10 protein-coding genes are annotated in these 8,133 nt (G+C 65.5%); 5 read left to right on the top strand and 5 right to left on the bottom strand.

Translation table 11 applies throughout. The features are described from left to right. Both KA184_01790 and KA184_01785 read left to right on the top strand, forming a co-directional pair. On the top strand, positions 1-411 hold a 411-nt coding region (locus KA184_01790), incomplete at its 5' end, for a DUF1569 domain-containing protein (protein MBP8128283.1). A 14-nt stretch (positions 412-425) separates the two neighbouring features. Further along, positions 426-1,112, top strand: coding sequence for an acyltransferase (locus KA184_01785; protein MBP8128282.1), 687 nt, complete (start codon positions 426-428; stop codon positions 1,110-1,112). A gap of 7 nt (positions 1,113-1,119) precedes the next feature. On the opposite strand, the gene KA184_01780 is transcribed toward KA184_01785, so the two are convergent. Then, positions 1,120-1,620 (bottom strand): hypothetical protein, encoded by a 501-nt coding sequence (locus KA184_01780; GenBank protein ID MBP8128281.1) that lies wholly within the window; start codon positions 1,618-1,620, stop codon positions 1,120-1,122. A gap of 11 nt (positions 1,621-1,631) precedes the next feature. Continuing rightward, positions 1,632-2,165 (bottom strand): hypothetical protein, encoded by a 534-nt coding sequence (locus KA184_01775; GenBank protein MBP8128280.1) that lies wholly within the window; start codon positions 2,163-2,165, stop codon positions 1,632-1,634. 193 nt (positions 2,166-2,358) lie between these two features. Between KA184_01775 and KA184_01770 the strand changes: the two genes are divergently transcribed. Genes KA184_01770 through KA184_01760 form a run of 3 tightly spaced genes read left to right on the top strand, consistent with a single transcriptional unit; the run spans position 2,359 to position 6,230 of the window. Continuing rightward, positions 2,359-4,044, top strand: a complete 1,686-nt coding sequence (locus KA184_01770) for a ribulokinase (GenBank protein ID MBP8128279.1) — start codon at positions 2,359-2,361, stop codon at positions 4,042-4,044. A 4-nt stretch (positions 4,045-4,048) separates the two neighbouring features. After that, a complete protein-coding gene (locus KA184_01765) occupies positions 4,049-4,735 on the top strand; it encodes a class II aldolase/adducin family protein (GenBank protein MBP8128278.1) in 687 nt (228 codons plus the stop codon). 52 nt (positions 4,736-4,787) lie between these two features. After that, on the top strand, positions 4,788-6,230 hold the full coding sequence (locus tag KA184_01760; protein ID MBP8128277.1) for a GHMP kinase: 1,443 nt from the start codon (positions 4,788-4,790) through the stop codon (positions 6,228-6,230). Between the two features lie 70 nt (positions 6,231-6,300). Here KA184_01760 and KA184_01755 read toward each other — a convergent pair whose 3' ends face one another. From KA184_01755 to KA184_01745, 3 genes are all read right to left on the bottom strand, one after another. Then, positions 6,301-6,585 carry a HEPN domain-containing protein gene (locus KA184_01755; protein ID MBP8128276.1) on the bottom strand — a complete coding sequence of 95 codons (285 nt, stop codon included), beginning with the start codon at positions 6,583-6,585 and terminating at the stop codon, positions 6,301-6,303. A 181-nt stretch (positions 6,586-6,766) separates the two neighbouring features. Continuing rightward, positions 6,767-7,381: a uridine kinase gene (udk, locus tag KA184_01750; GenBank protein MBP8128275.1), complete on the bottom strand. Its 615-nt coding sequence runs from the start codon at positions 7,379-7,381 to the stop codon at positions 6,767-6,769. Further along, complete coding sequence (locus tag KA184_01745) at positions 7,378-7,980, bottom strand: DUF4202 domain-containing protein (GenBank protein ID MBP8128274.1); 603 nt, start codon at positions 7,978-7,980, stop codon at positions 7,378-7,380. The genes udk and KA184_01745 overlap by 4 nt, the downstream gene beginning before the upstream one ends. Between the last annotated feature and the right edge of the window lie 153 nt (positions 7,981-8,133).

Below are 8,133 nucleotides of genomic sequence, written 5' to 3'. Positions count from 1 at the left end.
ATCCATTCGGTCTCGCAGCGGCAGTGGGGCACCCTGACGCCGGAAGGGTTGATGCGGCATCTGCGCGCGTCGGTCGAGATCTCGCTGGGCGAGGGGCCGAAGACGCGCAGCCTGGGCATACCCATCGTGAGTACGGTAGTTCGCTATCTGTTCTTCCACTGGTTTACGAGATGGCCGGGCGGCACGATCAAGGCGCCGGCTTCGTTCACGCCCCCCGCGGAAGGCGCGCTCGACGAGGAACGGGACGCGTTGTTGCGCGCGATGGACCGCTTCCTCGACGCCGTGGACAGCGAGCCGGAGCGGCTCGCGCCGAACATGCTGCTGGGGCCGCAGCCGCTGCGCTATTACGGGCGCATACATGGAGTGCATTTCCAGCATCATTTCCGGCAGTACGGCGTCGGGCCGGACTGAGCAGAGAGGACCTTATGAGCGTGCTCCGCGACGTGTTGCGGCCAAAGTGGTATTGGACGGTGTTCTGGATGCGCTGGGCCCGGCCGGGCCGTTGCGGCCGGTGGCCGGCGCGCTTGGCGGCGTGGTTTGCGCCGCCGTACAAGGGCAGGCGCTACCTGGCGCGGTTGAATCCGCGCGGGTACATCTCGGCTCGGGCCGAGGTCGATTTTCGCGCGCTGCGTTCCGGCGCGCATGTCTACATCGACGACCGCGTCGTGATCTACCGCGCGGACGAGGCCACCGGCTGCGTGGAGATGGGCGACCGGGTCAGCCTGCACCGGGACACGATCCTTGAGATCGGTAGGGGCGGCGGCATCGTCATCGGCGACGACACGCATATCCAGCCGCGCTGCCTGCTGGCCGCATACGAAGCGCCCATTCGCATCGGGAGGCAGGTGCAGATTGCCTCGCACTGCTGCTTCTATTCGTACGACCATTGCTTCGCCGCGGGGAAACCGATCATGGAGCAGCCGCTGAAGACCAAGGGCGGGATCACGGTCGAAGACGGCGTCTGGCTGGGCGTCGGAGCAACGGTGCTGGACGGCGCGCATATCGGCGCGGGCGCGGTAATAGGCGCGGGGAGCGTGGTGACGGGCGAGATACCCGCCGAGGCTATCGCTGTGGGCGCGCCGGCCCGCGTCATCGGACAACGCGGGGCGTAATGCCGGCTCAACCGGACTTATGTGCTTCCGTCTCTCGCGGCAGGAGCTGTTCCGCGCGCTTGCCGAGCGCGAGCGCCGTCGCCCACGTATCCACCCAGAGATACGCGCGCTCCGCGATAAGGCCGAGAAAATACCACGCCGGAATGAACCGCGCCGAAATCTGCCCGTAGAGCGAATACGGCTCGCCCGTGTAGTCCCAGACCGCGTGGTTGCGGTCCGCGTTGAACCGGTTGAGGCCGACGGCGAGGAAGACCATGCCGGAAACGAACTCGACGGCAAAGATGCCGAGCATGTAGACCACAGCGCGCAAGGGCAGCGGAATACGCGCCGCGCGCAGGCGCGCGGCGATCGGCCAGAAGACGACGCCGAGCATTCCGTATACCGGGATCATCCACGGCGACGAGTACCCGCGCATCACGATATGGCCGTGCCGCAACTGGCCCAGGCCCGTGCCGAAGACTTCAAAGGCGAGGCCGAGCACGCCGAAAATGACGAACCGGGTCAACATCCGCCGCGCATTCAAGGACATTCCGCGGTCTCCCGTTTCCCGGCGGCGTAACCGGCGAACAGCGCATCGCCGCGCAGCTTCAGCGCGAGCGCCGCGGCGCAAGCATCGACCCGCCTGTAAAGGAATTCGAGCGTCAGGCCCAGCACATACCACGTGGGCGCAAGTTCAAGAGCGATCTGTCCGTGCAGGTGATAACGCGCCCAATGATAGTCCCAGACCGTGTGCATGTTATCGACGCCCGCTTTGTTGATCCCCGCCGCAAACAGCATCATGCCGCTGACGTATTCGACCGCGAAGATGAGCACCATATACACCGCCGCGCGCAGCACCAGCGGCACGCGCCGCCGGACCAGCGGCGCGGATACGGGTTCGAGGACCACGCCGATGAGACCATAGATCGGAAGCATCCACGGCGACGACGCGCCGCGCAGGCTCAGGTTCCCTTCCCAGCCCACCTGCCACGCCATGGCGCACACCTCGAACAGCATGCCCAGCATGCCGAACAGCAGGCAACGGTACAAAACGCGCTTGAAGCGAACGGACATGCTTTCCCCTTTCCGCAATGGGACGGAACCATGACTTGTTCATCGGACTCCGCACGTTCCTCGCCGGTTTCAGGCCCGGCCGTATGCCACGTGCACCAAGGTTGCAGCAGGGCAGGGTCTGGCATAAAATCAGCCTGTGGTTCGCTTGGGGTTGAGCGAAACGGTTGCGCGCGGCAGGGAGGAAACACGCGAAATGAGCGGGAAGTACGCCATCGGTCTGGATTTCGGCACGAATTCGGTGCGGGCGCTGCTTGTGGACGTGCAGACAGGCGAAGAGATCGCCACGACGGTGTGGGGATTCCCGCACGGGGACGCGGGCATCCTGCTGGATGCGAAGGACCCGAATCTCGCGCGGCAGCATCCGCGGGATTACGTGGCGGGCATTGAGCGCGTGCTGCAGGACACGCTGGAACAGGCGCGTGCCTACGCGGGATTCACGCCCGCGGACGTGGTCGGCATCGGCGTGGATACGACGGGCAGTACGCCGATTCCGGTGGATGCGTCGGGCACACCTCTTGCCTTCCAGCCTGAATTTGAGAACGACCTCGCCGCGATGGCCTGGTTGTGGAAGGACCACACGTCCATCGAAGAGGCGGAGGCATTCACGAACCTTGCGCGGGAACTGCGCCCGGAATACCTGCTCAAGTGTGGCGGCACCTATTCATCCGAATGGTTCTGGTCGAAGACGCTGCACTGCCTGCGCACATCGCCGAAGGTCTTCGCCGCGGCGCATACCTGGGTCGAGTGCGCGGACTGGATTCCCGCGGTGCTCACCGGGACAACGCCGCCGTCGCGGGTGAAGCGCTGCGTGTGCGCCGCGGGCCACAAGGCGAGTTATCACCCGTCGTGGGGCGGCTATCCCGACGCGGCGTTCCTCGCGAAACTCGACCCGGGGCTGGCGCGGCTGCGCGAGACGCTGCCGGACAAGTGCTTTACCATTGCGGACACCGCGGGCGGGTTGACGGCGGAGTGGGCCGCGAAGACGGGCCTGAGCGCCGGCATTCCTGTGGCAGTCGGCGCGTTCGACGCGCACCTGGGCGGCGTCGGCTCCGGGATTCAGCCGGGCGTGCTGGTGCGCGCACTGGGCACATCGAGTTGCGACCTCGCGGTCAGTCCGCTTGGTCAGCCGATGCCGGATATCCCCGGCCTGTGCGGCATCGTGCCCGAATCGATTCTGCCCGGCCATTATGGCTTGGAGGCGGGCCAATCGGCCGTGGGCGACATTTTCAACTGGTTCGTGAATTATATGCAGCCCGGCGGCCCGGAAAAGGGTTCGCACGAGGCGCTGACGCGCGGCGCGGCGGCGCTGAAGCCGGGCGAGAGTGGTCTGCTCGCGCTCGACTGGCACAACGGCAACCGCACGGTGCTCGTGGACCCGCGGCTGACCGGCGGGGTCATCGGCTTGACGCTGCATACGCGCGCGGAGGAAATCTATCGCGCGCTCATGGAGGCTACCGCCTTCGGCGCGCGCATCATCCTCGAGCGCTTTGCCGAATACGGCGTCAAGATCGAGCGCGTGATCAACTGCGGCGGCATTCCGGTAAAGAACCCGCTCGTGATGCAAATCTACGCGGACGTGATGAATCGCACCATGGAAGTCTCGCGCAGCGAACAGACCTGCGCGCTGGGCGCGGCGATGGCGGGCGCGGTCGTCGCGGGGCCGGCGGCAGGCGGCCACGCGGACTTCGCCGAGGCGGCTGGGGCCATGACGGCCGTCCGCGACAAAAAATACGCGCCTGACGCGAAAAATCACAAGGTCTATGAACGGCTGTTCGCGCAGTACAAGAAGCTGCACGATAGTCTCGGCACGCGCGCGTATGCCGAGAACCTCTTCGGAGTAATGAAAGAGTTGTTGGTCCTGCGCGAGGAAACACGGTGACGCCATGACATACGACAATCTGAGAAAAGAGGTCTTCAGGGCAAGCCGCGCCGTCATCGACGCGGGCCTGGTCAGCTTCGCATGGGGCAACGTGAGCGGCGTCGACCGCGCCGCGGGCGTCTTCGGCATCCTGCCCGCGGACGCGCCCCTTGAAGATTGCTGCCGCGCCGACGTGGTGGTCCTATCGCTGAAGACGGGCGAGCCCGTGGACGGCAACGCATCGCCGGCGCCCGACGCGCCGCTGCACCGCTATCTCTACCAGCAGTCTCCGGACGTCGGCGGCATCGTGCATGTCCGCTCCGCCTATGCCACGAGTTGGGCGCAGGCGCGCCGCGCCATCCCGTGTCTGGGCGCGGCGCACGCGGATTATTTCAATGGCGCGATTCCCGTGGCGCGTCCGCTCACCGCGCGCGAACTGCGTTCGGACTACAAGCGAAATCTTGCGCGCACGATAGTCGAGTGCCTTTCGGAATTCGGGCTGACACCCGGTGAAATGCCCGGCGTGTTGCTCCCGCATCACGGGCCGGTGACGTGGGGCCCTAGCTGCCCCGCCGCCGTGCGTCACGCCGTCATGCTCGAAGAGATTGCCCGGATTGCCTATCAGACGCTCCAACTCGATCCCGCGGCGCAGGAAGTGTCCAAGGTCTTTCTGAACCGCCATTATCTCCGCGATCGCCGGGTCAACGGGTGATCCCCCGGACCATTTCGACATCGCACGGAATCAAGGAAGGAGAATGTCCGTCATGTGGAGGTTGCCGGACGGCGCGGTGAACCGGGCGCCGGATATGGCGCGACTCGAACGGGAACTCGCCCGACAAAGCGGTTTCTTCGTGCCGGACCGGCCGCTGTTCGTCTCGCGCGCGCCCGGGCGGCTCGACCTGATGGGCGGTTTCGCGGACTACAGCGGCGGGTTGGTGCTCGAAATGCCCCTCGCGCGCGCGGCCTATGCCGTCGCACAGGCGGATGCCGCGCCACGCATCACCGTGCGCAGCGCCGACCTCCGAAACGCGGACCATGCAACCGTGTCTCTGGACCTCGAGGAACTCGCCCCGAACGGCGTCCCGATACCGTATGAAGCCGCGCGCGCCCGGTTCGCCCGCAGCGAGGAGGAGCACTGGGCGTCTTATGTGGCCGGTGTGTTGCTCGTGCTGCTGCGGGAGAAGGGCGCGCGTTGCGCGCAAGGTCTGCGCGTGCTCGTGGCGTCCGATGTGCCGCTCGGCAAAGGCGTGAGTTCCTCGGCGGCAATCGAGGTCGCCGCCATGTACGCGGTCGCGGCGCTGCTGGGTCTCGAAACCGGTGGACGCGATGTGGCGCTCTTGTGTCAGAAAGCGGAGAATCTTGTCGTTGGCGCGCCGTGCGGGGTCATGGACCAGATGACCGCTGTGTTCGGCGAGCGTGACAAGCTGGTCGCGCTCCTGTGTCAGCCTGCCGAACTGCAAGAGGCCGTGCCGGTCCCCGAAAATGTTGGCATCTGGGCCATCGATTCCGGTATTCGGCACGCGATTACCGGCGCCGACTACACCTCCGTGCGCATCGGCGCGTTCATGGGCTATCGGATCATCGCAGACATGGCGAAGCTGACCGTGACGCCGGCCGGGGACGGGCGCGTGCAAATCGAGGATCCGCTCTGGGGAGGCTGTCTCGTGAACCTCGCCTCCTCCATATATGAGGCGCGATTTCGCAGCCGGTTGCCTGAGACGGTCAGCGGGCGCGAGTTCGTGTCGCACTACGGCGGCACGACAGACGCGGTAACCCAGGTGGACCGCAGCCGTATTTACGCCGTGCGCCGTCCCGTCGAGCATCCCGTTTACGAACAGCAGCGCGTGCGTCTCGTGCGGTCGTTGCTGCGCGCGCCCGCGCCGGACGACGAGGCGCTCTCCCTTATCGGCGAGATGATGTACCAGGCGCACGAAAGCTACAACGCCTGCAATATCGGGTCGGACGGCACCGACCGCATCGTCGCGCTTGCGCGCGAGGCGGGACCCCGGCGGGGTATTTTCGGCGCAAAGATAACGGGCGGCGGCAGCGGCGGGTTCGTCGCGGTGCTGGGCCGCGCGGGCGCGGGCGACGCAGTGCTCGAAATCGCATCCCGCTATCGGGAGGCAAGCGGCAAGGGCGGGGAAGTGCTCAGCGGTTCCTCAGACGGCGCCCAAGCCTTCGGCGTCGTCGAGGTCGGGCCGGATTGAGGAAGTTCCATTGGCGACATGCTGTTCCGCTTCTCGTTTCTCAACGCGGCCAGTCAGTTCGCGCTAAGATTCACCAGGCCCTGTGGTCTCGGTCATCATGGGCAAGCTTGTGCAAGATGAGTTTGTTGATGGCGTCAAGAAACGCTTCCGCGGACTGAAGCCATGTCCGGACGTCAGCGGGGGAAGAGGTTATCTGCCCATCATCACTCTTCTGTCGGTATTCATAAAGGCGGCCGAAGAACGCGCCCATTTCGCGCCGCATTCGCCTTTGCCTGACCCATTCGGCGGCGAATAGCGCTCGGATGCCTGTGTGTTTCGATGAGCTCTGGTTTTGCTTCCACAGAAGTGCGGACACGACACCAAAACAAACGTAGCAGAGTTAGTTGAGGCCGCCCCGATCCCTCTTCTACGATACGGCGCAGCGCGCGCCCCACCGCACCTGTAATGCCCAAACTCAACCTTCTGACGCGGACAGATTGAGGGTGAGGCGCAACGGATTTCCGGGAAAGATATTGGGGACGACGTCGGGGTCTGAATTACTTCGGCTCGCCTGTCTTCTGCATGACCTGGACGATGCGAGCTATGGCCATGGCAGTATCGCAATCCTCTTCGATTATCAAGTCCGCGTAGCGTATGGACGGGGCAACGAAAAGCTCATGCATGGGCCGCGCGTCGCGCAGGTATTGCTCGAGCACCAATTCCACCGAGCGCGCGCGTTCTCCCGCGTCACGCCGGATGCGCCGTATGAGGCGCACGTCGGGAGGCGCGTCGAGAAAGACCTTGAAGTCGAGCAGTCTTCTCAGCGGCTCATCGCACAGCACGTGCAGCCCCTCGACGATGAGGACGGCGCGCGGTTCGACGACGTTTGCCGCGGTGCAACGCGTATGTGTGGTGAAATCGTATTGCGGCGCGGCAACGGCATGCCCGGCCTTCAGCAACGCCACATCCCGCGCGAGCCGGTCCCTCTCGACGGCGTCCGGATGGTCGTAATTCACGGTCAGGCGCTGTTCGAAGGGGATATGCGCCTGATCGCGGTAATACCAGTCCTCCGCGATGACCGTGGCATGGCCACCGAACGATTCGGCAAGGGCGCGCGCCAGCGTGGTCTTGCCGGAACCGGTGCCGCCCGCAATACCGACGCACACGCTCATTCGGGCGCGTCCGGGGCGGCCAGCGCCTGTTCAAGCAACCCGCGCGCGGCGTCTGGATAGGGTAACGACTGCGCCAGTTCGCGCGCGGGGCCGCTCATCTTCTCCCAGGTCTTGCGCAGGATGCCGGCCATCTTCTCCGGTTCCGTTTTCCCCGCGAATTCGGGGAAATGATACTCGAGAAAGACGAGGCATGCCGCATCTTCGAGAGATTGCGCGTCGGGATCGGCGCCGAGTCGCCGTTTCCGTATGAGCGAGGCGACCCGCTCGATTTCCGCGTCGCCGTAGCCCGCGTCGCGCAAGAGCGCCGCGGCCAGTTCCGCGTGGAAGTCATACATTTGTTTGCGCCAGAGGAGATAGCCGCGCCGGTCCCTCGGAAAGGTGTCGCGCGGCACCTTCCAACGCTGGAGGTGCTGCGCGCGGCAGGCGAGCCGGAGCGTTTCCGGCGCGTCCGGCCGCAACCGGTCGAGCCACGCGCTCATCCGCCGCCCGTATAGCAATTCCTTAGGGTACGCGCGGCCCTCGTGCGTCTCCACGTTTGGGTCTTCGCTGTTCGCGGCGTCGATTGCGGCGAACGCACGTTCGAAACGGGATGCGTCCATCCGCGCTTCTCACTTCGCGCCGGGCGCGGCGCTCTCCGCGGGCGCCTCGAGCATCTCTTGCACGGCTGGTTCCGCGGATGGCGCGGCCACGGATGGAGGCGCCAGGAACCCGATGTCGCATGCGGGCAGATATTCGCGGAGCCACGCGATTTT

It is taken from the genome of Candidatus Hydrogenedentota bacterium (assembly GCA_018005585.1).
In the GTDB taxonomy this organism is placed as follows: Bacteria; Hydrogenedentota; Hydrogenedentia; order Hydrogenedentales; family JAGMZX01; genus JAGMZX01.
The sequence above is the reverse complement of the archived record's forward strand: the minus strand, read 5'-3'. Positions and strand labels throughout refer to the sequence as shown.